We start from the raw sequence: 23,956 nt of genomic DNA, 5'->3' as shown, positions 1-23,956 counted from the left end.
TCGGATGATGCGTACGCGTCCGCTGAAGGTGGCGCTGCTGGGCTGTGGAGTGGTCGGCTCAGAGGTGGCGCGCATCATGACGACGCACGCCGACGACCTCACGGCTCGTATCGGCGCCCCGGTGGAACTCGCGGGCGTGGCCGTCCGCCGCCCCTCCAAGGTGCGCGAGGGCATCGACCCCGCGCTGATCACCACCGACGCGACCGCGCTGGTCAAACGCGGCGACATCGACGTCGTCGTCGAGGTCATCGGCGGTATCGAGCCGGCCCGCTCCCTCATCACCACCGCGTTCGAGCACGGCGCCTCCGTCGTCTCCGCGAACAAGGCCCTGCTCGCCCAGGACGGTGCCGCACTGCACGCCGCGGCCGAGCAGCACGACCGTGATCTCTACTACGAGGCCGCCGTCGCCGGTGCGATCCCGCTCATCCGCCCGCTCCGCGAGTCCCTCGCCGGGGACAAGGTCAACCGGGTCCTCGGCATCGTCAACGGCACCACGAACTTCATCCTCGACAAGATGGACTCGACCGGTGCCGGCTACCAGGAGGCCCTGGACGAGGCCACCGCCCTGGGCTACGCCGAGGCCGACCCGACGGCCGACGTCGAGGGCTTCGACGCCGCCGCGAAGGCCGCCATCCTGGCGGGCATCGCCTTCCACACCCGGGTGCGCCTCGACGACGTGTACCGCGAGGGCATGACCGAGGTGACCGCGGCCGACTTCGCCTCCGCCAAGGAGATGGGCTGCACCATCAAGCTGCTCGCCATCTGCGAGCGCGCCGCGGACGGCCGGTCCGTCACCGCCCGCGTCCATCCGGCGATGATCCCGCTCAGCCACCCGCTGGCATCCGTCCGCGAGGCCTACAACGCGGTCTTCGTGGAGTCCGAGGCGTCCGGCCGGCTGATGTTCTACGGCCCCGGCGCCGGCGGCTCGCCGACCGCCTCGGCGGTGCTCGGCGACCTGGTCGCGGTCTGCCGCAACAAGCTCGCGGGGGCCACCGGCCCCGGCGAGTCCGCGTACACCCGGCTGCCCGTGAGCCCGATGGGCGAGGTCGTCACGCGGTACCACATCAGCCTCGACGTGGCCGACAAACCGGGTGTGCTCGCCCAGGTCGCTACGGTCTTCGCCGAGCACGGCGTATCCATCGACACGGTGCGCCAGCAGGGCAAGGACGGCGACGCCTCGCTCGTCGTCGTCACCCATCGCGCGCCCGACGCCGCCCTCAGCGGGACCGTCGAGGCGTTGCGCCAGCTCGACACCGTGCGCGGTGTCGCCAGCATCATGCGGGTCGAAGGAGAGTAACCAGCAATGACTCACCAGTGGCGCGGAATCATCGAGGAGTACCGCGACCGGCTGCCGGTCACGGACACGACGCCGATCGTCACGCTCCGTGAGGGTGGTACGCCGCTCGTACCCGCGCAGGTGCTCTCCGAGCGCACGGGATGCGAGGTCCACCTCAAGGTCGAGGGTGCCAACCCCACCGGCTCCTTCAAGGACCGGGGCATGACCATGGCGATCACGCGGGCCAAGGAGGAGGGGGCCAAGGCGGTCATCTGCGCGTCCACCGGCAACACCTCCGCGTCCGCCGCCGCGTACGCGGTGCGGGCCGGCATGGTCAGCGCCGTGCTGGTGCCGCAGGGCAAGATCGCGCTGGGCAAGATGGGGCAGGCCCTGGTGCACGGCGCACGGATCCTCCAGGTCGACGGCAACTTCGACGACTGTCTGACGCTCGCCCGCGCGCTTTCCGACAACTACCCGGTCGCGCTGGTGAATTCGGTCAATCCGGTGCGTATCGAGGGCCAGAAGACGGCCGCGTTCGAGATCGTCGACATGCTGGGCGACGCGCCGGACATCCATGTGCTGCCGGTCGGCAACGCGGGCAACATCACGGCCTACTGGAAGGGCTACACCGAGTACGCCGCGGACGGGATCGCCACCCGGACCCCGCGCATGTGGGGCTTCCAGGCCTCCGGTTCCGCGCCGATCGTGCGCGGTGAGGTGGTCAAGGAACCGTCGACCATCGCCACCGCGATCCGCATCGGCAACCCGGCGTCGTGGCAGTACGCGCTGGCCGCGCGGGACGAATCGGGTGGTCTCATCGACGAGGTGACCGACCGTCAGATCCTGGCGGCCTACCGCCTGCTGGCGGCGCAGGAGGGCGTCTTCGTCGAGCCGGCCTCCGCCGCCTCCGTCGCGGGTCTACTCAAGGCCGCCGAGGAGGGCAAGGTCGACCCCGGACAGAAGATCGTCTGCACGGTCACCGGCAACGGCCTGAAGGACCCCGACTGGGCGGTGGCCGGAGCGCCGCAGCCGGTCACGGTCCCGGTCGACGCGTCCACCGCGGCGAAACGTCTCGGCTTGGCCTGAGGCCCGGCAGTCGGGGTCCGGTCGCGGTTCCGGCGAGGGGCCGGGGGAGGTGTCCGGTCGCCCGGGGCGGCTCCAGAGCCGTTCCGGGCCGGGACAGGGCAGGTACGGGACGGCTCGGACCTTCGGGGGCCGGCCGGCACGGACCGTGGGTTCCGTGCTGGTAAGGACCTTGGGCTCCGGCGCTGGTGCGGACCTTCGGGCCGCGCCGGTACGGACCCTCGCTCCCCGGGCGGGAGCGGCCGGACAGGACCGACGCCGGACGGATTCCGGACGCGTCCGGGCTCGTTCCCGAGGCGCCGCTTCCGTCCGCCGGGGCGCCTCCGTACGGCGCCGGGATACGTCCGCTGCGAACGGTCCCGGAGCCTGCCCCAAGGCCGGCCCCGGCACCTGCCCCGAGCCCCCGGAGCCGGCCCCGGGACCGGCCCCGCCCCCGGCACCGACCGACCCGGCACCGACCGGCCCGGAGGCCCGCCCCCACAGGGCCCGGACCGGACCTCGCGGCCGGGCTCCGGAAGGCAAAACCCGAGGTCAAACACCAGCAAGCCCTGACATCGGAAGCACAGGGGGCACACGACACGCATCGTGCGCCTCTCGTGCGCCCTATGTCGCCACTCAACCTTCCTTCGATAGGCTGTGACCACCCACCCCGCCGCATGTGCCGCGGTGCTGCCGCCGTCGCGGCCCACGGGTTCCCCACAGTCGCCGAGAAGGTCTCGTCAACCCAGCAGTCACACCAAGGAGAGTCATCACAGCGATGGCCGGTCCAGCCTTCCGCGCCGCCGCCGTACGGGTGCGCGTCCCCGCCACCAGCGCCAACCTCGGCCCGGGCTTCGACGCCTTCGGCCTCTCGCTGGGGCTCTACGACGACGTGGTGGTCCGCGTCGCCGACTCGGGGCTGCACATCGACATCGCGGGCGAGGGCGCCGAGACGCTTCCACGGGACGAGAGCCACCTGCTCGTACGCTCCCTGCGCACCGCCTTCGACCTGCTCGGCGGACAGCCCCGCGGCCTTGAGGTCGTCTGCGCCAACCGCATTCCGCACGGCCGTGGACTGGGCTCCTCCTCGGCCGCCATCTGCGCCGGCATCGTCGCCGCCCGCGCGGTGACCATAGGCGGGGACACCAGACTCGACGACGCCGCCCTGCTGGACCTGGCGACCGAGATCGAGGGTCACCCCGACAACGTCGCCGCCTGCCTGCTCGGCGGCTTCACCCTCGCGTGGACCGACGGCGGTGCCGCCCGGGCCATCAGGATGGACCCCGCCGATTCCATCGTTCCGGTGGTCTTCGTCCCGGGTAAGCCCGTACTGACGGAGACCGCGCGCGGCCTGCTGCCGCGCACCGTTCCCCATGTGGACGCCGCGGCCAATGCCGGCCGGGCCGCACTGCTCGTCGAGGCCCTCACCCGGCGCCCCGAGCTGCTGCTGCCGGCCACCGAGGACCGGCTGCACCAGGAATACCGCGCTCCCGCCATGCCCGAGAGCACGGCCCTGGTCAACCGGCTGCGGGCCGACGGCGTCCCTGCCGTCATCTCCGGTGCGGGCCCGACCGTGCTGGCGCTGGCGGACGAGAGCACGGCCGACAAGGTCGCCCGGCTGGCGGGCGACGGATGGGCGGCCAACCGGCTGACGCTCGACGAGGCGGGGGCGAGCGTGCTGCCCCTGGGTTCGTAGGGCGGCGGGCCGGGACGGGAATGCCGTCGGGAACGCCGACACGGCATACCGGTGAACGAGAGGGGGAATGTTTGTTGGAGCCGGTAGTGTTAACCTCAATTCTGCAACCGACGTCTTCGTGGCGCGGTGCTTCGTGTCCCCATCAGGGACCGCCAATTCTTCCGGGAGCCTCCCAAACTGCCTGAGCAGCCTGCCTGAGCAGTTTCGAGCATGCTCCGGAACCGGCACGAAACCCCATGCTTTTCCCAGGAGGGGCCGAGGTGGGGGCCTCGGGCCGGGCACCCAGCACGTACATCTCTCCGCCACAACCGGCGGACCACCGCCCCGACCCGGTCCACAAGCCTAGGACCGCAGTCGGACAGCACAACCGGTCGCCGAGCCAGACAGGCCGACGTCCGCTCCAGGGAAGGACCCTTCGTGAGCGACACCACCGATCTGATGGGCGTGAATGCCGACAGCACTGTCGACACCGCCGCGCCCGCCGCAGGTGCTGCCACTGGCACCACCTCACGGCGCCGCCGCTCCGGCACCGGCCTCGAGGGCATGGTCCTGGCCGAGCTGCAGCAGGTCGCGTCCGGCCTCGGCATCAGGGGCACTGCGCGGATGCGCAAGAGCCAGCTGATCGAGGTCATCAAGGAAGCGCAGGCCGCTGGGGGCTCCTCCCAGGCCGCAGGCGGCGCCACCGCGCCCAAGAGCGCCGAAGGCGGCGCAGGCGAGGCCGAGGCCAAGCCGAAGCGCCGCGCCACCTCCAAGGCCCGTACGGCCGAGGAGCCCGCTGCCGAGAAGGCCGTCAAGCAGCAGCAGATCGACATCCCGGGTCAGCCGGCCAGCGACGACCAGCCGGTCGGCGAGCGCCGCCGGCGCCGGGCCACTGCCGCCGCGGGCAGCCCCGAGTCCGCCGCCACGGCCACCGACGTCAAGACCGACGTCAAGACCGAGGCCCGGACCGAGACGCAGCCCGAGGCCAAGGCCGAGGCCGCCGTCGACACCGCCGAGGGCCGCCGCGACCGCCAGGACCGCGGCCAGCGGGAGCGGGGCGAGCGCGGCGACCGCCGTGACCGCCAGCGCGACCGCCGCGAGCGCGGCAAGGGCGAGGAGCAGGCCGGGGGCCAGCAGCGCCAGGGCCAGCCGCAGGGCGGTGCCGGCCAGCAGCGCCAGGGCGCCGGCCCGCAGGACGAGGACGACTTCGAGGGCGGCCGTCGCGGTCGTCGCGGCCGCTACCGCGACCGTCGTGGCCGTCGCGGCCGTGAGGAGTTCGCCGGCGAGCCGCAGCTGGCCGAGGACGACGTCCTGATCCCCGTCGCGGGCATTCTGGACATCCTTGACAACTACGCGTTCATCCGGACCTCCGGCTACCTCCCCGGCCCGAACGACGTGTACGTGTCCCTCGCCCAGGTCCGCAAGAACGGCCTGCGCAAGGGCGACCACGTCACTGGTGCCGTGCGGCAGCCGAAGGAAGGCGAGCGCCGCGAGAAGTTCAACGCGCTCGTCCGGCTGGACTCGGTCAACGGCATGGCCCCCGAATCGGGCCGCGGCCGCCCCGAGTTCAACAAGCTGACCCCGCTCTACCCGCAGGACCGGCTCCGCCTGGAGACCGACCCGGGCGTGCTGTCGACGCGGATCATCGACCTGGTGTCGCCGATCGGCAAGGGCCAGCGCGGTCTGATCGTGGCCCCGCCGAAGACCGGCAAGACCATGATCCTTCAGGCGATCGCCAACGCCATCACGCACAACAACCCCGAGTGCCACCTGATGGTCGTCCTCGTCGACGAGCGTCCGGAAGAGGTCACCGACATGCAGCGGTCGGTGAAGGGCGAGGTCATCTCCTCGACCTTCGACCGCCCGGCCGAGGACCACACCACGGTCGCCGAACTGGCCATCGAGCGCGCCAAGCGTCTCGTCGAGCTGGGTCACGACGTGGTCGTCCTGCTGGACTCCATCACCCGTCTGGGCCGCGCGTACAACCTCGCGGCTCCCGCCTCCGGCCGCATCCTGTCCGGTGGTGTCGACTCGACCGCGCTGTACCCGCCGAAGCGCTTCTTCGGTGCCGCGCGGAACATCGAGGACGGCGGCTCGCTGACCATCCTGGCCACCGCGCTGGTCGAGACCGGCTCGCGCATGGACGAGGTGATCTTCGAGGAGTTCAAGGGCACCGGCAACATGGAGCTCAAGCTCGACCGGAAGCTCGCCGACAAGCGGATCTTCCCCGCCGTCGACGTGGACGCCTCCGGCACCCGCAAGGAGGAGATCCTGCTCGCGGGTGAGGAGCTCAACATCGTCTGGAAGCTGCGCCGGGTGCTGCACGCCCTCGACCAGCAGCAGGCGATCGAGCTGCTCCTGGACAAGATGAAGCAGACGAAGTCCAACGCGGAGTTCCTGCTCCAGATCCAGAAGACGACGCCTGCGCCGGGCAACAACGACTGATTTCCGGCCGTTTGCGGCGTACGTAGAGAAGTCCGCCCCGTCACATTCGTGACGGGGCGGACTTCTGGCTTGTAGGATCGGCCTGCCAAGGTGGGGGGAATTTCTTTTCGCTGCGCCGCTGGGTGTTCGACTGCCTTCCTGTGCTCGGACCAGCCCTCGGGCAGCGCGCCTTCTCTCTCCTTCGAGCGTTTCTGCCTGCACACGCGTGTAGTTCCGCTGTGCGATGAGATTCGACAGGAGATGTGAGTGTCAATAACCTCGCGGAGGGCTCGTATAGCCCTCCCCGCGGCGCTCGCCGCGATCGCCATGGGCGGTGCGACCCTTGTGGCCGCTCCCGCTCAGGCTGCCGAACCGGCGCCGTCGGCGGGCGCCAAGCTCCGCGCCCAGTCGGCGGAGTGGCTGAAGGAGCAGATGCAGAAGCCGGCCGGTACGGCTGCGCCTTCCAAGACGCCGATGATCATCGGTGGTGGCCCGGCCACCATCGAGTCCGCCCCGTGGGCGGTCCAGGTCTTCGGTGTCGACTGGGCCACCGGTGACCAGTTCTTCTGCAGCGGCGCGCTCGTGGCGCCGAACAAGGTCCTCACGGCCGCGCACTGCGTGTCCGGCACCAGCTACCCGAGCTCCGTCGACGCATCGGTCCTGGCCGGTACGGCGAGCCTGAACTCGGGCGGTACCCGGGCCAAGGTCGTGCGGCAGTGGCAGCACCCGTCCTACAGCGACTACACGCTGAAGAACGACGTCGCCGTCCTCACCCTGGACAAGAACCTGCCGTACGCGACCCTGCCGGTCGCCCAGCCGGGCGACAGCGCGCTGTACAACCCGGGTACACAGGCCACCGTCTACGGCTGGGGCCGCACCAGCAGCACCAACGACAGCATCTCGTCGGTCCTGAAGAAGGCGACCCTGCCGCTCAACTCCGACGCCACCTGCGCCGATTGGCAGCTCGGCAACGAGTTCGTCAAGGACGCCATGGTGTGCGGCGGCTACCCGGCGGGCGGTACGGACGCAACCACGGTCTCGCCGTGCAACGGCGACTCCGGCGGCCCGCTCATCGCGGGCGGCAAGATCGTCGGCGTGGTGTCGTGGGGTGTCCTGGACTGCGTCGAGCAGGGTGCGTACAGCGTCTACGCCAAGACGAGCACCTTCGCCTCGATGATCGGGCCGCGCGTCTCCGACGCCGAGGTCACCGACAACAAGGCCGACCTGTTCGCCCGTAACAAGAGCGACAAGTTCGGCCGGGTGTTCTACTCCAAGGGCACCTCGCTGTGGTCCCCGGACCAGGTCGGGTTCCTCGGCAACGCGGACGTCATCCGTCAGGTCGACTTCAACCGTGACGGCAAGAAGGAGCTGCTCACCCGCTCCACCACGGGCGTGCTGTCGACGACCGACCTCGCCACCCGTGCCGTCAAGCAGATCGGCAGTGGCTTCGGCGGCTACAAGAACATCACCGTCACCGGTGATGTCACGGGCGACGGCATCCCGGACCTGAACGCGTCGGACTCCGTCGGCACCTTCTACCTGTTCCCGGGCAAGGCCGACGGCACCCTGGGCGCCAAGTCGAAGGTCGGCACGGGCTGGGGCGGCTACACCGTCATCGGCAACGGCGACTACAGCGGCGACGGCAAGCCGGACCTGCTGGCCCGCGACCCGCAGGCCCGCCTGTGGATGTACATGGGCACCGGCAACGCCACCCTTCCGTTCAAGTCCCGCGTGCAGGTCGGTACGGGGTGGAACTTCACCGCGTACGTCTCCACCGGTGACATGACCGGCGACGGCAAGTCGGACTTCATCGTCCGTGACGCGAACGGCGCGCTCTTCGCGTACCCGGGCCGCGGTTCCGCGACCCAGCCGTTCAGCCTCAGCAGCCGCTTCCAGATCGGTACCGGCTGGAACGGCTACGACCTGTTCGGCTGAGCCGTACGGAGCAGTAGCACCCGCTGTGCCCACCGTGCCCCGCACGGTGGGCACAGCCCGTTCACAGCCCGTTGTGCAACCCTTTCGAGTGAAAAGCCGTCTGATTGGCCGGGACGGAGGGACCGACGGGACTGAGGGGGACATGGCAGATCAGAGCTGGGGAAGCCGAATACGGGCGACCGGGTCGCGTCGCAGACAGCCCACCACCGGCCGCCGGGCGATGAGCGTCGTCGCCTGGTCCGCCGCGGGACTGCTGCTGGTGGGCGGCGGCGGTCTCGGCTACGTCTACGTCAAGCTGGACGGCAACCTCGAGGGCGTCGACATCAACGCCCAGCTGGGCAAGGACCGCCCCGAGGACGTCGACAACGGGTCCATGGACATCCTGGTCCTCGGCTCGGACTCCCGGTCCGGCGCCAACGCCGCCTACGGCAGGGACGAGGGCGCCGCCCGCTCCGACACCGCGATGGTCGTCCACGTCTCCGAGGGCCACAAGCGGGCCGACGTGGTCTCCATCCCGCGCGACACCCTGATCACCCGCCCCGACTGCACCGACGCGGACGGCAGGCAGATCAGGGGCGCCCAGCGGGCCATGTTCAACACCGCGTACGAGACCGGCGGGCCCGCCTGCGCCGTGAAGACCGTCGAGAAGCTGTCCGGCATCCGCATGGACCACTACATCGAGGTCGACTTCACCGGCTTCAAACGGCTCATCGACGACCTGGGCGGGGTCGAGGTCACCACCGCCAAGGCGATCAAGGACGACAAGAGCCACCTGGACCTGGCGCCGGGCACCCACACCCTCGACGGCGAACAGGCACTCGGCCTGGTCCGCACCCGCAAGGGCGTCGGCGACGGCAGCGACCTCGGCCGCATCCAGCTCCAGCAGGCCTTCATCAAGGCCCTGATGAAGCAGGTCAAGGACGTCGGGGTGTTCGGCAACCCCACGAAGCTCTACGATCTCGCCGACTCGGCGACCAAGGCTGTCAAGCCGGACTCCGAGCTCGACTCGGTCAAGGAGCTGGCCGGTTTCGCCCGCGGACTGGCGGGCCTCGACGCGAGCAGCGTCCACATGATCACGCTGCCCGTGGTCTACGACATCTCCGACCCCAACCGTGTCGTTCCCCTGGACCGCCAGGGCGCACGGCTCTGGGACGCCCTCCGGCGGGACGTGCCGGTCCCGGCCTCCGTCACGGAGAACACGGCCCAGGGCAAGGCCGACGGGGTGGTCACCGGTTCCTGACCACGGTCCGGACGACGCCGGTCATGTGCCGGTCAGGGGCCGGAACGGACCGGGAGCCGGCCGGAAACGGCCACCGGGCACCACAGGAACGGATCCGGAACGGCTGCGCAGCCGAGCCGGCCCGGATCCGGAATAGATCCGGGCCCACCCCGGTTTTGGGAGATGCGGCCAGTCCTGGCAGACTGGTACGTCGGCTCCGGTTCACGTTCCGCATCCCGCGCGAGCGACCCGGCGCCCTCCCGGAATTAGGAGACACCTTGAAGCGCGACATCCACCCCCAGTACGTCGAGACGCAGGTCAGCTGCACCTGTGGCGCGTCGTTCACCACCCGCAGCACGATCGAGAGCGGCACCGTCCGCGCCGAGGTCTGCTCCGAGTGCCACCCGTTCTACACGGGCAAGCAGAAGATCCTCGACACCGGTGGCCGTGTGGCCCGCTTCGAGGCCCGCTTCGGCAAGGCTGCCGGCTCCGCCAAGAAGTAGCGAGCCCCTGCGCCGGTCTCCGGCCGCCCCAGCGCGGGGTGGCCGGGACCGGCGTTTGCCGTCCGTAGCACCTTCGTCGTACGCATACCCAGGAGCCCCCGATGTTCGAGGCGGTCGAGGAACTGATCGGCGAGCACGCCGATCTGGAGAAGAAGCTCGCCGACCCTTCGGTCCACGCCGACCAGGCCAACGCGCGCAAGCTGAACAAGCGCTACGCGGAGCTGAGCCCGATCGTCGCCACGTACCGCTCCTGGAAGCAGACCGGCGACGACATCGAGACCGCCCGTGAGCTGGCGGCCGACGACCCCGACTTCGCAGCCGAGGTCAAGGACCTCGAGAAGCAGCGCGAGGAGCTCACGGACAAGCTCCGGCTGCTGCTCGTCCCCCGTGACCCCAGCGACGACAAGGACGTCATCCTGGAGATCAAGGCGGGCGCGGGCGGCGACGAGTCCGCGCTGTTCGCCGGCGACCTGCTGCGCATGTACCTGCGGTACGCCGAACGCGTCGGCTGGAAGACCGAGATCATCGACACCACCGAGTCCGAGCTGGGCGGATACAAGGACGTCCAGGTCGCGGTCAAGACCAAGGGCAGCCAGAACCCCGAGCCAGGCCAGGGCGTCTGGGCACGGCTGAAGTACGAGGGCGGGGTGCACCGCGTGCAGCGCGTGCCCGCCACCGAGTCGCAGGGCCGCATCCACACCTCCGCGGCCGGCGTCCTCGTCACCCCCGAGGCCGAGGAGATCGACGTCGAGATCCACGCCAACGACCTGCGGATCGACGTCTACCGCTCGTCCGGACCCGGTGGCCAGTCCGTCAACACCACCGACTCGGCCGTGCGCATCACCCACCTGCCGACCGGCATCGTGGCCTCCTGCCAGAACGAGAAGAGCCAGCTCCAGAACAAGGAGCAGGCCCTGCGCATCCTCCGGTCCCGGCTGCTCGCTGCGGCCCAGGAGGAGGCCGAGAAGGAGGCCGCGGACGCCCGCCGCAGCCAGGTCCGCACCGTCGACCGGTCCGAGAAGATCCGTACGTACAACTTCCCGGAAAACCGGATCAGCGACCACCGGGTCGGTTTCAAGGCGTACAACTTGGACCAGGTGCTCGACGGGGAACTCGACGCCGTCATCCAGGCGTGCGTGGACGCCGACTCCGCGGCCAAGCTCGCGGCCGCACAGTAAGCAGCTCTCCAGGGAGGAAGGCGCGTGAACCTTCTGCTCGCCGAGGTGGCCCAGGCCACCCAGCGGCTGGCCGACGCCGGTGTGCCGTCCCCGCGTTTCGACGCGGAGGAGCTCGCCGCCTTCGTCCACGGCGTCAAGCGCGGGGAGCTGCACACGGTCGCGGACGCCGACTTCGACGCCCGCTACTGGGAAGTCGTGGCCCGCCGCGAGGCCCGCGAACCGCTCCAGCACATCACCGGACGTGCCTTCTTCCGCTACCTGGAACTCCAGGTGGGGCCGGGCGTCTTCGTCCCCCGCCCGGAGACCGAGTCGGTCGTCGGCTGGGCCATAGACGCCGTACGCGCCATGGACGTCGTCGAACCGCTCATCGTCGACCTGTGCAGCGGCTCCGGGGCCATCGCCCTCGCCATGGCCCAGGAGGTGCCCCGCTCCCGCGTGCACGCCGTGGAGCTCGACGAGGGCGCCCTCCAGTGGACGCGGAAGAACGTCGAGGGGTCCCGGGTCGTTCTCCATCAGGGCGACGCCCTGACCGCGCTGCCCGAACTGGACGGCCAGGTCGATCTGGTCATCTCCAACCCGCCGTACATCCCGCTGACCGAGTGGGAGTACGTCGCACCGGAGGCGCGCGACTACGACCCGGACCTCGCGCTGTTCTCCGGCGAGGACGGCCTGGACACCATCCGCGGCCTGGAACGGACCGCGCACCGGCTGCTCAGGCCCGGCGGGCTGGTCGTCGTCGAGCACGCCGACACCCAGGGCGGCCAGGTCCCCTGGATCTTCAACGAGGAGGCCGGCTGGACGGACGCCGCCGACCACCCCGACCTGAACAACCGTCCGCGCTTCGCGACCGCCCGCAAGGCCACCCCGTGACCCGCGGCGCGACAGGCACGCAGCACCACCGGAACCCGTACGAGGAGGCCCGCTAAATGGCTCGGCGATACGACTGCAACGACGCGACCGACCGCTCGACCGGCCTGCGCGAGGCCGCGTCCGCCGTCCGCCGCGGCGAACTGGTCGTGCTGCCCACCGACACCCTGTACGGGATCGGCGCCGACGCGTTCAGCTCGGAGGCCGTCGCCGACCTGCTGGAGGCCAAGGGCCGCGGCCGGAACATGCCCACCCCGGTCCTCATCGGCTCCCCGAACACCCTGCACGGTCTCGTCACCGACTTCTCCGAGCAGGCCTGGGAGCTCGTCGACGCGTTCTGGCCCGGTGCGCTCACCCTCGTGGCCCGCCACCAGCCGTCCCTCCAGTGGGACCTCGGCGACACCCGCGGCACGGTGGCGGTCCGCATGCCGCTGCATCCGGTGGCCATCGAGCTGCTCACCGAGGTGGGCCCGATGGCCGTCTCCAGCGCCAACCTCACCGGCCACCCGGCTCCCGAGGACTGCGACGCCGCACAGGAGATGCTCGGCGACTCGGTGTCCGTCTACCTCGACGGCGGCCCGACCCCCGGTATCGTCCCCTCCTCGATCGTGGACGTGACCGGCAGGATTCCGGTCCTGCTGCGCGCGGGAGCGGTCACCGAGGAGGAGCTCCGCAAGGTCGTACCCGACCTCGAGGTGGCCAATTGACCCCCGGTGAGGGGCGTGGCATAGATGAATTCCGCATCCTCCACGTCAGCACGGGCAACGTCTGCCGCTCGCCGATCACCGAGCGGCTGACCCGGCACGCCCTGGTGCACCGGCTCGGCAGGGCCTCCGGCATCGTCGTGGAGAGCGCGGGCACCTGGGGCCACGAGGGCGCCCCGATGGAGGCGCACGCGGCGACCGTGCTGTCCGACTTCGGCGCCGACGCGTCCGGCTTCGTCGGCCGCGAACTGCTCGACGAGCACGTGATCAGGGCCGATCTCGTGCTGACCGCCACCCGCGACCACCGGGCCCAGGTCATCTCCATGGGGAACTCGGCGGGCCTGCGCACGTTCACGCTGAAGGAGTTCACCCGCCTGGTCGGGGCGATAGATCCGGCGACGCTGCCCGACCCCCTGGAGGACGGCATGGTCGAGCGGGCACGGGCCCTGGTCCGTGCCGCCGCGGCCCTCCGGGGCTGGCTGCTCGCCCCGAACGCCGAGGCCGACGAGGTGAACGACCCGTACGGCGCACCCATCTCGTTCTTCCGTGCGATCGGCGGCGAGATCGAGCAGGCCCTCGACCCGGTGGTCACCGCGCTGACCGGCGTTCCCTCGCTCCGCTGACCGGTCGGCGCACAGGAGGGGCGCAGTGCGGGGGAGCGGGCCTACAGTGGAGGCGTCGCCCCCCGCGCACGTCCCGTCAGGTCCGGAGCACGCCCATGCCGGTCACCACTGAGTCAACGTCCGTGTCCACGACCGCGGCCGCCTGGCAGGGCCTGGACGCCCTCCGCCACCAGGATCCGGAGGTTGCCGACGTCCTGCTGGGGGAGGCGGCACGGCAGTCCACCGGGCTCCAGCTGATCGCCGCCGAGAACTTCACCTCACCCGCCGTGCTCGCCGCGCTCGGCTCGCCCCTCACCAACAAGTACGCCGAGGGTTATCCCGGCGCCCGCTATCACGGCGGCTGCGAGCTGGTGGACGTGGCCGAGCGGATCGCCATGGAACGGGCCACTGCGCTGTTCGGCGCCGACCACGCGAACGTCCAGCCGCACTCGGGCTCGTCCGCCGTCCTGGCGGCCTACGCGGCGCTGCTGAGGCCCGGCGACAGCGTCCTGGCGATGGGGCTGCCCTACGGGGGCCACCTCACCCACGGCTCGCCCGCGAACTTCTCCGGGCGCTGGTTCGACTTCGTCGGGTACGGAGTGGACGCGGAGAGCGGTCTCATCGACCTCGACCAGGTACGGACGCTGGCCGCGAAGCACCGCCCCAAGGCGATCGTGTGCGGCTCCATCGCCTATCCGCGGCACATCGACTACGCCGCGTTCCGCGAGATCGCCGACGAGACCGGCGCGTACCTGATCGCGGACGCCGCGCACCCCATCGGGCTGGTCGCCGGTGGAGCCGCTCCCAGTCCGGTCCCGTACGCCGACGTCGTCTGCGCCACCACCCACAAGGTGCTGCGCGGCCCCCGCGGAGGGATGCTGCTCTGCGGCGCGCCGCTCGCGCAGCGCGTGGACCGGGCGGTGTTCCCGTTCACCCAGGGCGGTGCGCAGATGCACACGATCGCGGCGAAGGCGGTGGCCTTCGGCGAGGCGGCGACCCCCGGCTTCGCGGCGTACGCCCACCAGGTCGTGGCCAATGCCCGGGCGCTGGCGGCGGCGCTGGAGCAGGAGGGGTTCACCCTGGTCACCGGCGGCACGGACACCCACCTCATCGTGGCCGATCCCGCCCGGCTCGGCGTGGACGGCCGTGCGGCCCGCGGCCGGCTGGCCGCGGCGGGAGTGGTCCTCGACACCTGCCCGCTGCCCTACGGGGACACCAGGGGCATCAGGCTGGGCACCGCGGCCGTCACCACCCAGGGCATGCGGGAGCCCGAGATGGACCGGATCGCGACGCTGTTCTCGGCCGTCCTGCGCGGGGACGACGCCGCCCGTGCCGAGGTGCGGGAGCTCACGGCGGACTTCCCTCCGTACCCGGACCGCGCCCGCTAGAACGTGCCCCGGTGGCGGACGGAACCGCTCGGGTGCCTCCGTGTGTCCTCACACGTGTGCCGTCGAAGCTAGGGTGTGGGGCTGAGATGGCCAGCGATACCTGTTGGGGCAGCCCGTGCGTGAATACCTGCTGACGCTCTGCGTCACGGCCGCGGTGACCTATCTGCTGACCGGCCCGGTGCGGAAGTTCGCCATCGCGACCGGGGCGATGCCGGAGATCCGCGCGCGTGACGTGCACCGCGAGCCGACTCCGCGGCTCGGCGGGATCGCGATGTTCGGCGGGCTGTGCGCGGGACTGCTGGTCGCGGATCACCTCGCGGGGCTGAACAGCGTCTTCGAGCTGTCGAACGAACCGAGGGCGCTGCTGTCCGGCGCCGGCCTGATCTGGCTGATCGGTGTCCTGGACGACAAGTTCGAGATCGACGCCCTGATCAAACTGGGCGGGCAGATGATCGCCGCGGGTGTGATGGTCGTGCAGGGTCTGACGATCCTGTGGCTGCCGATCCCCGGTGTCGGCGTGGTCTCGCTGACCTCCTGGCAGGGCACGCTGCTGACGGTCGCCCTGGTGGTCATCACCATCAACGCCGTGAACTTCGTGGACGGCCTGGACGGGCTCGCCGCCGGCATGGTGTGCATCGCGTCCGCGGCGTTCTTCATGTACACATACCGGATCTGGTACGGCTACGGCATCGAGGCGGCCGCCCCGGCGACCCTCTTCGCCGTCGTGCTGATCGGCATGTGCCTGGGCTTCCTGCCGCACAACATGCATCCCGCGCGGATCTTCATGGGGGACTCGGGCTCGATGCTGATCGGCCTGGTCCTGGCGGCCGGGGCGATCTCGGTGACGGGACAGGTGGACCCGGACGCGCTGAAGATCTTCGAGGGCGGTACCCGGGGTGCGACGCACAGCGCGCTGCCGGTCTTCATCCCGCTGCTGCTGCCTCTGACGATCATCGCGATCCCGATGGCCGACCTGGTGCTGGCGATCGTCCGCCGCACCTGGAAGGGCCAGTCACCGTTCGCCGCGGACCGCGGCCACCTCCACCACCGGCTGCTGGAGATCGGCCACTCGCACAGCCGCGCGGTGCTGATCATGTACTTCTGGTCGGCACTGCTGTCCTTCGGCGCGGTGGCCTATTCCGTGCACTCGGCGTCCATGTGGATCGTGCTGGCGATCGTCGCGCTGAGCGCGGTCGGACTGGTCCTGCTGCTCCTGCCGCGCTTCACACCGCGGGCCCCCCGCTGGGCCGAATCGTTCGTGCCGCCCCGGTACCGCCGCCGTACGGTGCCCGCCCGGCCGGAGCCCGCCGCCACGCTCCTGGACGACATCGAGGTGCCCCACGAGGAGTCCCGCACCCCGGTCGGTGTCGGTGTCAGCGGCGTCAACGGCGCGACCGCGGTCGGCCCCCGTTCGCGTTTTCCCGACCGGCGTAAGACGGGAACGCCGCGCTGACGAAAGCGGCAGTGGATCCCAATACCAGACAAACGGCCCCGCCTGCATGCACACACGGGCGGGGTCACTCTCATGTGTGATGGGCTGCACACTCCGTTGGTAAAGACCTCATCAAATAGTTTGTGATACGGTTCACGAGACCCGGAAAGAGAGCCGAAGGACCCTAGTGCGACGGCCCTTTGGTGCGAGGGACCACCTCGGCCCGGGTCCTACGCTCGTCCATGACGACACCCTGCCCCCACCAGCAAGCGGAGTTGCCGCCATGCCGTCCAACGACGTCCGGACCCTGCTCCAGGCCGCCGTACCCACCGCTGCTGCCGGCGCCGTCGCCGCGATCGTGAGCGGTGTGATCGCGGGCGGCAAGGGAGCGGTCGGCGCGATCGTCGCGACGCTGGTGGTGATCCTGTTCATGGGGATCGGGCTCTTCGTCCTGCAGCGCGTTGCCAAATCGCTTCCGCAACTGTTCCAGGCCATGGGGCTGATGCTCTACACGGCCCAGCTGCTGTTGCTCTTCATCTTCGTCGCGGTGTTCAAGGACACCACGCTGTTCAACCCCAAGGCCTTCGCCATCACGCTGGTCGCGCTGACCCTCGTCTGGATCGCCGCGCAGACCCGTGCCCATATGAAGGCCAAGATCCTTTACGTCGAACCGGACTCCTCCGCGGCCAAGAAGCCCGGAAACAAGGGGCAGTCGTCGTGAGGGGTAGGGCCGGTATAAAGGCAGGATCGAGAAACTGCTATCGTCCGGTGCCAACTGCGGCATCGCGGGCGCGGGCATCTGAGCTGACGCCTGCTCATTCGCGAGGCTTGTTGCCCCCCAGCCGCCCCACCATTCGAAACACCAGTCCCGTGCCGAACTGCGGCTGCGCGCCGCGCCGACACAACGAGGTTGCCGTATCCATGCGCCACGCTGAAGGAGCCCGCGGTGAGTGCTGACCAGACTCAGGTGCTCGCTTTCGAGACCGACTGTCACATCTTCGACGGGTGTGGCTTCCCGGCTCCCGGCCTGCACTCGTTCCTGTTCGAGCCGATCTTCGGTGACGCGGACGGCTTCTACTTCAACAAGACGATGCTGCTGGCGCTGCTCGGCAGTGCGATCATCGTCGGCTTCTTCTGGGCGGCGTTCGCCAAGCCGAAGATCGTCCCGGGCAAGCTCCAGATGGTCGCCGAGGCCGGCTACGACTTCGTCCGCCGCGGCATCGTCTACGAGACGCTCGGTAAGAAGGAGGGTGAGAAGTACGTCCCCTTCATGGTCTCGCTGTTCTTCTTCGTCTGGATGATGAACCTCTGGTCGATCATCCCGGTCGCCCAGTTCCCGGTGACGGCGATCATCGCCTACCCGGCTGCTCTGGCCGCCATCGTCTACGTCATCTGGATGAGCGTCACCTTCAAGCGCCACGGCTTCGTCGGCGGCTTCAAGAACCTCACCGGCTACGACAAGTCGCTCGGCCCGGTTCTGCCGATGGTCATGGTCATCGAGTTCTTCTCGAACGTCCTGGTCCGCCCCTTCACCCACGCGGTCCGACTGTTCGCGAACATGTTCGCCGGTCACACGCTGCTGCTGCTCTTCACGATCGCCAGCTGGTACCTGCTGAACGGCATCGGCATCGCCTACGCCGGCGTCTCCTTCGTGATGGTCCTTGTGATGACCGCGTTCGAGCTCTTCATCCAGGCCGTCCAGGCGTACGTCTTCGTCCTCCTGGCCTGCAGCTTCATCCAGGGCGCGCTCGCCGAGCACCACTGAGCAACACGCCCGCCCGACCCCCCGTTCGTCCGGTGGCCAACCCCCACCGGTCCGTGAAAGAGAAGGAAGAACTGGCATGTCCCAGACCCTTGCCGCCGTCTCTGGCTCCCTCGGCTCCATCGGCTACGGCCTCGCGGCCATCGGCCCCGGCGTCGGCGTCGGCATCATCTTCGGTAACGGCACCCAGGCGCTCGCCCGCCAGCCCGAGGCTGCCGGTCTGATCCGCGCCAACCAGATCCTCGGCTTCGCCTTCTGTGAGGCGCTCGCCCTCATCGGTCTGGTCATGCCGTTCGTCTACGGCCCCTGATCCTCGGATCGACGACCAGTCCAATAGACGAAAGGCACTGATGTGAACCTCGCCATGATGCTGGCGCAAGAGGGGGAGGCGCAGAGCCCCCTCATCCCGCCGCTGCCTGAACTGGTCATCGGTCTGATCGCCTTTGTCATCGTCATCGGTTTCCTCGCCAAGAAGCTCATCCCGAACATCAACAAGGTTCTGGAAGAGCGCCGCGAGGCCATCGAGGGTGGCATCGAGAAGGCCGAGGCGCTTCAGGTCGAGGCCCAGAGCGTTCTGGAGCAGTACAAGGCCCAGCTCGCCGAGGCCCGGCACGAGGCCGCGCGTCTGCGCCAGGAGGCGCAGGAGCAGGGCGCCGCGCTCATCGCCGAGATGCGCGCCGAAGGCCAGCGGCAGCGTGAGGAGATCATCGCTGCCGGGCACGCCCAGATCGAGGCCGACCGCCGCGCTGCCTCGCAGGCGCTGCGTCAGGACGTGGGCCAGCTGGCCACCGGCCTGGCCGGCAAGATCGTCGGTGAGTCCCTCGAGGACGTCGCCCGCCAGAGCCGCGTCATCGACCGCTTCCTCGACGAGCTCGAGGAGAAGGCCGAGGCGGCCCGATGAACGGAGCGAGCCGCGAGGCACTGGCTGCCGCGCGTGAGCGTCTAGACGCGCTGACGGACTCCACGTCCGTCGACGCGGCGAAGCTCGCCGAGGAGCTGGCCGCCGTCACCGCGCTGCTCGACCGCGAGGTCTCGCTGCGTCGGGTCCTCACCGACCCGGCGCAGGCCGGTGAGGCCAAGGCCGAGCTGGTGGGACGACTGCTGGGCGGTCAGGTGGGCAGCGAGGCCGCCGACCTGGTGTCCGGCATGGTCCGCTCCCGCTGGTCGCAGTCGCGGGACCTGGTCGACGCGCTGGAGGAGCTGGCGGACACCGCCGAGCTCATCGTCGCGCAGCGGGCCGGTCAGCTCGACGACGTCGAGGACGAGATCTTCCGGTTCGGCCGGATCGTCGAGTCCAGCACCGACCTGCGGGCCGCGCTCACCGACCGTGGCGCCACCGGTACGGCCAAGGCCGAGCTGGTGAACAACCTGCTCGGCGGCAAGGCACACGGTGTCACCGTGCGTCTGGTCGGGCGCCTGGTGACCCGTCCGCGTGGACGTAGCCTGGAACAGGGACTGGAGTCCCTGTCGAAGCTGGCCGCGGCGCGCCGGGACCGTGTGGTCGCCGTCGTGACCTCGGCGGTGCCGCTGTCCGACCGGCAGAAGCAGCGCCTCGGTGCTGTCCTCGCCGAGCTGTACGGCCGTGAGATGCACCTCAACCTCGACGTGGACCCCGAGGTCCTCGGCGGGATCCAGGTGCGCGTCGGTGACGAGGTCATCAACGGCACGATCGCCGAGCGGATCGCCGAGGCGGACCGCCGTATCACCGGCTGATCGGCCGGTCAACTCAACAAGCATTGCTAGCGGCCCGGTTGGGCCGTGCAGAGGATTCCTGGGGGTCCCGCGGCGCAGCCGCTGAGGAATACAGCCCCAGACCCCCAAAGAAACTTCGGGCCCAACAAGGAGAGCAGGGAACCCAGATGGCGGAGCTCACGATCCGGCCGGAGGAGATCCGGGACGCGCTGGAGAACTTTGTCCAGTCGTACAAGCCGGACGCGGCCTCGCGCGAGGAGGTCGGTACGGTCAGCCTTGCCGGCGACGGCATCGCGAAGGTCGAGGGACTGCCCTCGACCATGGCAAACGAGCTGCTGAAGTTCGAGGACGGCACCCTCGGCCTCGCCCTCAACCTCGAGGAGCGCGAGATCGGTGCGATCGTCCTCGGTGAGTTCAGCGGCATCGAGGAGGGCCAGCCCGTGCAGCGCACCGGCGAGGTCCTGTCCGTCGCCGTCGGCGAGGGCTACCTCGGCCGTGTCGTCGACCCGCTCGGCAACCCGATCGACGGCCTCGGCGAGATCGAGACCTCGGGCCGCCGCGCCCTCGAGCTGCAGGCCCCCACGGTCATGCAGCGCAAGTCGGTCCACGAGCCGATGGAGACCGGCTACAAGGCCGTCGACGCCATGACGCCGATCGGCCGTGGCCAGCGTCAGCTGATCATCGGTGACCGCCAGACCGGCAAGACCGCCCTGGCCGTCGACACGATCATCAACCAGCGCGACAACTGGCGCTCGGGCGACCCCAAGAAGCAGGTCCGCTGCATCTACGTCGCCATCGGCCAGAAGGGCTCCACCATCGCGTCCGTGCGCGGCGCGCTGGAGGAGGCCGGTGCCCTGGAGTACACGACCATCGTCGCCGCCCCGGCGTCCGACCCGGCCGGCTTCAAGTACCTGGCGCCCTACACCGGCTCCGCCATCGGTCAGCAGTGGATGTACGAGGGCAAGCACGTCCTCATCGTCTTCGACGACCTGTCGAAGCAGGCCGACGCCTACCGCGCCGTGTCCCTGCTGCTGCGCCGCCCGCCGGGCCGTGAGGCCTACCCGGGTGACGTCTTCTACCTGCACTCGCGTCTGCTGGAGCGCTGCGCCAAGCTCTCCGACGACATGGGCGCCGGTTCGATGACGGGTCTGCCCATCGTCGAGACCAAGGCGAACGACGTGTCGGCGTTCATCCCGACCAACGTCATCTCCATCACCGACGGCCAGTGCTTCCTGGAGTCCGACCTGTTCAACGCCGGTCAGCGTCCGGCCCTGAACGTCGGTATCTCGGTCTCCCGTGTCGGTGGCTCCGCCCAGCACAAGGCCATGAAGCAGGTCTCCGGCCGCCTCCGCGTGGACCTCGCCCAGTACCGCGAGCTCGAGGCGTTCGCCGCCTTCGGTTCGGACCTGGACGCCGCGTCCAAGGCCGCCCTGGAGCGCGGTAAGCGCATGGTCGAGCTGCTGAAGCAGGCGCAGTACGCCCCGTACTCCACCGAGGACCAGGTCGTCTCGATCTGGGCCGGCACCACCGGCAAGATGGACGACGTCCCGGCCGAGGACATCCGCCGCTTCGAGCGCGAGCTGCTGGACTACCTGCACCGTGAGCACGGCTCGCTGATGACGGGTATCCGTGAGGGCGGCAAGATGTCCGACGACACCCTCGAGAAGGTCGCGGAGCAGATCGCCGCCTTCAAGAAGCAGTTCGAGACGTCGGACGGCAAGCTGCTCGGCGAGGACGCCCCGGCCGCCGTCAACGTCTCGAAGTGACGACGGAAGGGACCTGATTCATGGGAGCCCAGCTCCGGGTCTACAAGCGTCGTATCAAGTCGGTCACTGCGACGAAGAAGATCACCAAGGCGATGGAGATGATCTCCGCCTCGCGCATCGTCAAGGCGCAGCGCAAGGTGGCGGCCTCCACTCCGTACGCGACCGAGCTGACCCGTGCGGTCACCGCGGTGGCGACGGGATCGAACACCAAGCACCCGCTGACGACCGAGGTGGACAAGCCGGCTCGTGCCGCAGTCCTGCTCCTCACGAGCGACCGCGGTCTGGCCGGCGGCTACTCGTCCAACGCCATCAAGACGGCCGCCCGGCTCACCGAGCGGCTCCGTGGCGAGGGCAAGGAGGTCGACAGCTACATCGTCGGCCGCAAGGGCGTCGCCTACTACGGCTTCCGTGAGATGAAGATCGCGGACTCGTGGACCGGCTTCACCGACAACCCGTCGTACGCGGACGCGAAGACGATCGCGGCCCCGCTGATCGAGGCGATCGAGAAGGAGACGGCGGACGGCGGTGTGGACGAGCTCCACATCGTGTTCACCGAGTTCGTCTCGATGCTGACGCAGGCGCCGGTCGACGACCGGCTGCTGCCGCTCAGCCTCGGCAGCACGGCGGAGACCGGTGAGGGCGCGGCGAAGGAACTGCTGCCGCTGTTCGACTTCGAGCCCTCGGCGGAGGACGTCCTGGACGCCCTTCTGCCCCGGTACGTCGAGAGCCGTATCTACAACGCCCTGCTGCAGGCCGCTGCCTCCGAGCACGCGTCCCGCCGCAAGGCGATGAAGTCGGCGACCGACAACGCGGGTGAGCTGATCAACACGTACACCCGACTTGCCAACGCGGCCCGCCAGGCCGAAATCACCCAGGAAATCAGCGAGATCGTCGGTGGCGCGAGCGCCCTGGCCGACGCGACCGCGGGGAGTGACTACTAATGACCACCACTGTTGAGACGGCCACGGCGACGGGCCGCGTCGCGCGGGTCATCGGCCCGGTCGTCGACGTGGAGTTCCCCGTCGACGCGATGCCGGAGATCTACAACGCGCTGAACGTCGAGGTCGCGGACCCGGCCCAGGCCGGCGCCACCCGGACCCTGACCCTCGAGGTCGCCCAGCACCTCGGTGAGGGCGTGGTCCGCACGATCTCGATGCAGCCCACCGACGGTCTGGTCCGCCAGGCCCCGGTGACCGACACGGGCAAGGGCATCACCGTCCCGGTCGGCGACTTCACCAAGGGCAAGGTGTTCAACACCCTCGGTGAGGTGCTGAACGAGCCCGAGGCCAACGGCCAGGAGACCGAGCGCTGGGCGATCCACCGCAAGGCCCCGAAGTTCGAGGACCTCGAGTCGAAGACCGAGATGTTCGAGACCGGCCTCAAGGTCGTCGACCTTCTCACCCCGTACGTCAAGGGTGGAAAGATCGGTCTGTTCGGTGGCGCCGGTGTCGGCAAGACCGTCCTCATCCAGGAAATGATCATGCGTGTGGCGAAGCTGCACGAGGGTGTTTCCGTGTTCGCCGGTGTCGGTGAGCGCACCCGTGAGGGCAACGACCTCATCGCGGAGATGGACGAGTCCGGCGTCCTCGACAAGACCGCGCTGGTCTTCGGCCAGATGGACGAGCCCCCGGGCACCCGTCTGCGCGTGGCCCTGGCCGGTCTGACCATGGCGGAGTACTTCCGCGATGTGCAGAAGCAGGACGTGCTGTTCTTCATCGACAACATCTTCCGCTTCACCCAGGCCGGTTCCGAGGTGTCCACCCTGCTCGGCCGTATGCCGTCCGCGGTGGGTTACCAGCCGAACCTGGCGGACGAGATGGGCCTCCTGCAGGAGCGCATCACCTCGACCCGTGGTCACTCGATCACCTCGATGCAGGCGATCTACGTCCCCGCGGACGACCTGACCGACCCGGCGCCGGCCACCACCTTCGCCCACCTCGACGCGACGACGGTTCTGTCCCGTCCGATCTCCGAGAAGGGCATCTACCCCGCGGTGGACCCGCTGGACTCGACGTCCCGCATCCTGGACCCGCGCTACATCTCGCAGGACCACTACGGCGCCGCCATGCGCGTCAAGGGCATCCTGCAGAAGTACAAGGACCTCCAGGACATCATCGCGATTCTCGGTATCGACGAGCTGGGCGAGGAGGACAAGCTGGTCGTCCACCGTGCCCGTCGTGTCGAGCGCTTCCTGTCCCAGAACACCCACGCGGCGAAGCAGTTCACCGGCGTGGACGGTTCGGACGTGCCGCTCGACGAGTCGATCGCCGCGTTCAACGCGATCTGCGACGGCGAGTTCGACCACTTCCCGGAGCAGGCGTTCTTCATGTGCGGTGGTCTCGAGGACCTCAAGAAGAACGCCAAGGAGCTGGGCGTCTCCTGAGTCCTGTGACTCATGAGTCCCTGTGACTCACCGAGGGGGGCGGGTTTCGTCCCGCCCCCCTCTGCACGCCCGACAACCGCATCCCCCG

General features: G+C 69.7%; 21 protein-coding genes. All 21 read left to right on the top strand.

What is annotated here, in order from left to right; genetic code table 11:
* Positions 1–7: 7 nt before the first annotated feature.
* The 21 genes from ACZ4Z5_RS00775 to atpD all read left to right on the top strand — a co-directional run bounded on the left by ACZ4Z5_RS00775 (position 8) and on the right by atpD (position 23,868).
* Positions 8–1,297 (top strand): homoserine dehydrogenase, encoded by a 1,290-nt coding sequence (locus ACZ4Z5_RS00775; protein WP_468255498.1) that lies wholly within the window; start codon positions 8–10, stop codon positions 1,295–1,297.
* A 6-nt stretch (positions 1,298–1,303) separates the two neighbouring features.
* Complete coding sequence (gene thrC, locus ACZ4Z5_RS00770; protein WP_468254586.1) at positions 1,304–2,362, top strand: threonine synthase; 1,059 nt, start codon at positions 1,304–1,306, stop codon at positions 2,360–2,362.
* Positions 2,363–3,116: 754 nt separating this feature from the next.
* Positions 3,117–4,034 carry a homoserine kinase gene (thrB, locus tag ACZ4Z5_RS00765; RefSeq protein ID WP_468254583.1) on the top strand — a complete coding sequence of 306 codons (918 nt, stop codon included), beginning with the start codon at positions 3,117–3,119 and terminating at the stop codon, positions 4,032–4,034.
* 417 nt (positions 4,035–4,451) lie between these two features.
* A complete protein-coding gene (rho, locus tag ACZ4Z5_RS00760; RefSeq protein WP_468254580.1) occupies positions 4,452–6,458 on the top strand; it encodes a transcription termination factor Rho in 2,007 nt (668 codons plus the stop codon).
* A 246-nt stretch (positions 6,459–6,704) separates the two neighbouring features.
* The gene (locus tag ACZ4Z5_RS00755; protein WP_468254577.1) at positions 6,705–8,372 is read left to right on the top strand and encodes a trypsin-like serine protease; all 1,668 of its coding nucleotides are present in this window, start codon (positions 6,705–6,707) and stop codon (positions 8,370–8,372) included.
* Between the two features lie 142 nt (positions 8,373–8,514).
* Complete coding sequence (locus tag ACZ4Z5_RS00750) at positions 8,515–9,612, top strand: LCP family protein (RefSeq protein ID WP_468254575.1); 1,098 nt, start codon at positions 8,515–8,517, stop codon at positions 9,610–9,612.
* 257 nt (positions 9,613–9,869) lie between these two features.
* Entirely contained in the window at positions 9,870–10,094 is a 225-nt protein-coding gene (rpmE, locus tag ACZ4Z5_RS00745) for a 50S ribosomal protein L31 (protein ID WP_468254573.1), read from the top strand.
* A 101-nt stretch (positions 10,095–10,195) separates the two neighbouring features.
* The gene (prfA, locus tag ACZ4Z5_RS00740) at positions 10,196–11,272 is read left to right on the top strand and encodes a peptide chain release factor 1 (protein ID WP_468254571.1); all 1,077 of its coding nucleotides are present in this window, start codon (positions 10,196–10,198) and stop codon (positions 11,270–11,272) included.
* 24 nt (positions 11,273–11,296) lie between these two features.
* On the top strand, positions 11,297–12,142 hold the full coding sequence (gene prmC, locus ACZ4Z5_RS00735; protein ID WP_468254569.1) for a peptide chain release factor N(5)-glutamine methyltransferase: 846 nt from the start codon (positions 11,297–11,299) through the stop codon (positions 12,140–12,142).
* A 56-nt stretch (positions 12,143–12,198) separates the two neighbouring features.
* On the top strand, positions 12,199–12,846 hold the full coding sequence (locus ACZ4Z5_RS00730; protein WP_468254567.1) for an L-threonylcarbamoyladenylate synthase: 648 nt from the start codon (positions 12,199–12,201) through the stop codon (positions 12,844–12,846).
* Positions 12,843–13,466 carry an arsenate reductase/protein-tyrosine-phosphatase family protein gene (locus ACZ4Z5_RS00725; RefSeq protein ID WP_468254563.1) on the top strand — a complete coding sequence of 208 codons (624 nt, stop codon included), beginning with the start codon at positions 12,843–12,845 and terminating at the stop codon, positions 13,464–13,466. The genes ACZ4Z5_RS00730 and ACZ4Z5_RS00725 overlap by 4 nt, the downstream gene beginning before the upstream one ends.
* Before the next feature lie 95 nt (positions 13,467–13,561).
* Positions 13,562–14,833, top strand: coding sequence for a serine hydroxymethyltransferase (locus tag ACZ4Z5_RS00720; protein WP_468254558.1), 1,272 nt, complete (start codon positions 13,562–13,564; stop codon positions 14,831–14,833).
* A gap of 115 nt (positions 14,834–14,948) precedes the next feature.
* Positions 14,949–16,286, top strand: a complete 1,338-nt coding sequence (locus ACZ4Z5_RS00715) for an MraY family glycosyltransferase (protein ID WP_468254556.1) — start codon at positions 14,949–14,951, stop codon at positions 16,284–16,286.
* 262 nt (positions 16,287–16,548) lie between these two features.
* Positions 16,549–16,986 carry a hypothetical protein gene (locus ACZ4Z5_RS00710; protein ID WP_468254553.1) on the top strand — a complete coding sequence of 146 codons (438 nt, stop codon included), beginning with the start codon at positions 16,549–16,551 and terminating at the stop codon, positions 16,984–16,986.
* A gap of 210 nt (positions 16,987–17,196) precedes the next feature.
* Positions 17,197–18,030 (top strand): F0F1 ATP synthase subunit A, encoded by an 834-nt coding sequence (atpB, locus tag ACZ4Z5_RS00705; RefSeq protein WP_468255495.1) that lies wholly within the window; start codon positions 17,197–17,199, stop codon positions 18,028–18,030.
* 76 nt (positions 18,031–18,106) lie between these two features.
* A complete protein-coding gene (gene atpE / locus ACZ4Z5_RS00700) occupies positions 18,107–18,337 on the top strand; it encodes an ATP synthase F0 subunit C (protein WP_468254551.1) in 231 nt (76 codons plus the stop codon).
* A gap of 54 nt (positions 18,338–18,391) precedes the next feature.
* Positions 18,392–18,928, top strand: coding sequence for a F0F1 ATP synthase subunit B (locus ACZ4Z5_RS00695; protein ID WP_468255492.1), 537 nt, complete (start codon positions 18,392–18,394; stop codon positions 18,926–18,928).
* Positions 18,925–19,740, top strand: a complete 816-nt coding sequence (locus ACZ4Z5_RS00690; protein ID WP_468254548.1) for a F0F1 ATP synthase subunit delta — start codon at positions 18,925–18,927, stop codon at positions 19,738–19,740. The genes ACZ4Z5_RS00695 and ACZ4Z5_RS00690 overlap by 4 nt, the downstream gene beginning before the upstream one ends.
* Before the next feature lie 146 nt (positions 19,741–19,886).
* The gene (gene atpA, locus ACZ4Z5_RS00685) at positions 19,887–21,485 is read left to right on the top strand and encodes a F0F1 ATP synthase subunit alpha (protein ID WP_468254545.1); all 1,599 of its coding nucleotides are present in this window, start codon (positions 19,887–19,889) and stop codon (positions 21,483–21,485) included.
* Positions 21,486–21,505: 20 nt separating this feature from the next.
* Positions 21,506–22,426 (top strand): F0F1 ATP synthase subunit gamma, encoded by a 921-nt coding sequence (locus ACZ4Z5_RS00680; protein ID WP_468254539.1) that lies wholly within the window; start codon positions 21,506–21,508, stop codon positions 22,424–22,426.
* A complete protein-coding gene (gene atpD, locus ACZ4Z5_RS00675; RefSeq protein WP_468254536.1) occupies positions 22,426–23,868 on the top strand; it encodes a F0F1 ATP synthase subunit beta in 1,443 nt (480 codons plus the stop codon). Before ACZ4Z5_RS00680 ends, atpD begins: the two co-directional genes overlap by 1 nt.
* Positions 23,869–23,956 lie beyond the last annotated feature (88 nt).

It is taken from the genome of Streptomyces sp. NPDC030222, assembly GCF_055573115.1.
This window is presented reverse-complemented; position numbering and strand designations above follow the sequence as displayed.

Bases quoted from the DNA above. Each gene is read 5' to 3' on its own strand.
- prfA (WP_468254571.1), top strand. From the start codon at position 10,196: ATGTTCGAGGCGGTCGAGGAACTGATCGGCGAGCACGCCGATCTGGAG.
- ACZ4Z5_RS00690 (WP_468254548.1), top strand. From the start codon at position 18,925: ATGAACGGAGCGAGCCGCGAGGCACTGGCTGCCGCGCGTGAGCGTCTA.
- ACZ4Z5_RS00750 (WP_468254575.1), top strand. From the start codon at position 8,515: ATGGCAGATCAGAGCTGGGGAAGCCGAATACGGGCGACCGGGTCGCGT.
- thrB (WP_468254583.1), top strand. From the start codon at position 3,117: ATGGCCGGTCCAGCCTTCCGCGCCGCCGCCGTACGGGTGCGCGTCCCC.
- ACZ4Z5_RS00730 (WP_468254567.1), top strand. From the start codon at position 12,199: ATGGCTCGGCGATACGACTGCAACGACGCGACCGACCGCTCGACCGGC.
- thrC (WP_468254586.1), top strand. From the start codon at position 1,304: ATGACTCACCAGTGGCGCGGAATCATCGAGGAGTACCGCGACCGGCTG.
- ACZ4Z5_RS00775 (WP_468255498.1), top strand. From the start codon at position 8: ATGCGTACGCGTCCGCTGAAGGTGGCGCTGCTGGGCTGTGGAGTGGTC.
- ACZ4Z5_RS00695 (WP_468255492.1), top strand. From the start codon at position 18,392: ATGATGCTGGCGCAAGAGGGGGAGGCGCAGAGCCCCCTCATCCCGCCG.
- ACZ4Z5_RS00710 (WP_468254553.1), top strand. From the start codon at position 16,549: ATGCCGTCCAACGACGTCCGGACCCTGCTCCAGGCCGCCGTACCCACC.
- atpD (WP_468254536.1), top strand. From the start codon at position 22,426: ATGACCACCACTGTTGAGACGGCCACGGCGACGGGCCGCGTCGCGCGG.
- atpE (WP_468254551.1), top strand. From the start codon at position 18,107: ATGTCCCAGACCCTTGCCGCCGTCTCTGGCTCCCTCGGCTCCATCGGC.
- atpA (WP_468254545.1), top strand. From the start codon at position 19,887: ATGGCGGAGCTCACGATCCGGCCGGAGGAGATCCGGGACGCGCTGGAG.
- ACZ4Z5_RS00680 (WP_468254539.1), top strand. From the start codon at position 21,506: ATGGGAGCCCAGCTCCGGGTCTACAAGCGTCGTATCAAGTCGGTCACT.
- ACZ4Z5_RS00720 (WP_468254558.1), top strand. From the start codon at position 13,562: ATGCCGGTCACCACTGAGTCAACGTCCGTGTCCACGACCGCGGCCGCC.